The 1,572-nt window shown below is 65.1% G+C and carries 2 protein-coding genes and 1 other annotated feature; of the genes, one reads left to right on the top strand and one right to left on the bottom strand.

Annotated elements, in window-relative coordinates; translation table 11 throughout:
• Positions 1 to 339, bottom strand: a 339-nt coding sequence (locus WAW17_RS01475) for a Mu transposase domain-containing protein (RefSeq protein ID WP_422331257.1), incomplete at its 3' end; no start/stop codon positions are given.
• On the opposite strand from WAW17_RS01475, the gene WAW17_RS01480 reads away from it, so the two are divergent.
• Positions 232 to 1,496 (top strand): IS3 family transposase gene (locus WAW17_RS01480; RefSeq protein ID WP_422331258.1). Its coding sequence is split into 2 segments (ribosomal slippage): positions 232 to 529 and positions 529 to 1,496, totalling 1,266 coding nucleotides; the frame shifts between segments, so codons are not numbered across the junction. The two genes, WAW17_RS01475 and WAW17_RS01480, sit on opposite strands and share 108 nt — an antisense overlap.
• Positions 519 to 650 (top strand) — a sequence feature (AL1L pseudoknot). It overlaps the preceding gene by 132 nt.
• Positions 1,497 to 1,572: the final 76 nt, after the last annotated feature.

The following is a 1,572-nucleotide window of genomic DNA, read 5'->3' on the forward strand; positions in this document are numbered from 1 at the left end:
GGGCAGCCCATCCCAATGTGATTGGTCGACCACCCAGGACCCGCGTTGCCGGGCCCGGGGATGGGTGGCGAGCCAGCCGGCACCCTCGGCCCCGATGGCGCGGATGGTGACCACCTCGCCGTCGACCTGGAGCTGGACCCGCTGCCCGGCCCGAACCTGCTGGGCGGGCACGGAGTAGTGAACCGCCCTGGTCGAGGTGGAGGCTCCTGATCTGACAAGGAGAATGCTGGTATGCCTGCACCGAGGAAGTACGACGCGGAGACTCAGGAGCGTGCGGTCCGGATGTACCGGGACCGGATCGCCGAACACGGAGGCTCGAAGATCGCCGCCCGACGCCATGTCGGCGAGCTGCTCGACATCGCGCCGGCGACGTTGCGGAACTGGATCGAAGCCGCGGAGCGAAAGGATTTCCCGACCGTCTCGACGTCGGACAGCGATGCCGGCCTCGACGAGGTGCGTCGACTACGTAAGGAAAACGCCGAATTACGCAGGGCCAATGAGATTTTGAAGACGGCGAGTGCGTTTTTCGCGGCGGCGGAGGTCGACCGCCGACTGCGGTGATCGTCGACTACATCGACGCCCACCGCTACCGCTTCGGGGTCGACCCGGTCTGTGCCGTGCTCACCGAGCACGGCATCAGTATCGCCCCGTCCACCTACTACAAGGCCAAGGCCCGCGGACGTGTCTCCGCCGCCGAGCTGGCCGACGCCTACGCCGCGAATGCCGTGCACGCGGTGTATGTGGCCAATCGGCGGGTCTACGGTGTCCGCAAGATGTGGCACGCGATGAAACGCGCTGGTCACCAGATCGGCCGCGATCAGGTAGCCCGGCTGATGTCGATCACCGGCATCACCGGCGCGGTCCGCGGCAGACGCCGCACGGTCACCACCGAGCGCGATGAGCGAGCGCCCCGGCATCCGGATTTGATCGAGCGGAACTGGGCCGCACCGCAACGCCCGGATCAGTGGTGGGTGGCCGATTTCACCTACTGCTGGACGTTGGCCGGGTTCGTGTACACCGCGTTCTGCGTCGACGTCTTCTCGCGTCGGATTCTGGGTTGGCGGGTGATGACGACGAAGTCCACACCGTTGGTCAGCGGTGTTCTCGAGCAAGCGCTGTTCACGAGAAGAAGGACTGATTTCCGTTTCACATCAACAGGATTGGTCCATCACTCCGATGCCGGAAGTCAATACACGTCCCTTGCCTTCACCGAGTCTCTGGTCGAGTCCGGGATCGCCGGTTCTATCGGCAGCGTCGGGGACGCCCTCGACAATGCCCTCATGGAATCGACCATCGGGCTCTACAAAACAGAACTGATCAACCGGACGCAGTCATGGTCCGGCCGAGCCGAGGTCGAGCGGGAGACCGCCGACTGGGTCCGCTGGTTCAACGCGGACCGGTTGCATTCGTCGATCGACTATCTCTCGCCGATCGAGTACGAGACGCGCTACCGTGAGCTGCGCCCCACGGCTACCTTCATCCCCGAGGTGGCCTGAACGAGGTCTCCACTCGATCCAGGGCGGTTCAAACAAGCTCGGCATCCGGCCAGGCGCCGACCGCAGCACCGCCCTG

This window comes from Rhodococcus sp. (in: high G+C Gram-positive bacteria) (assembly GCF_049286785.1).
Lineage (GTDB): Bacteria > Actinomycetota > Actinomycetes > Mycobacteriales > Mycobacteriaceae > Rhodococcus_F.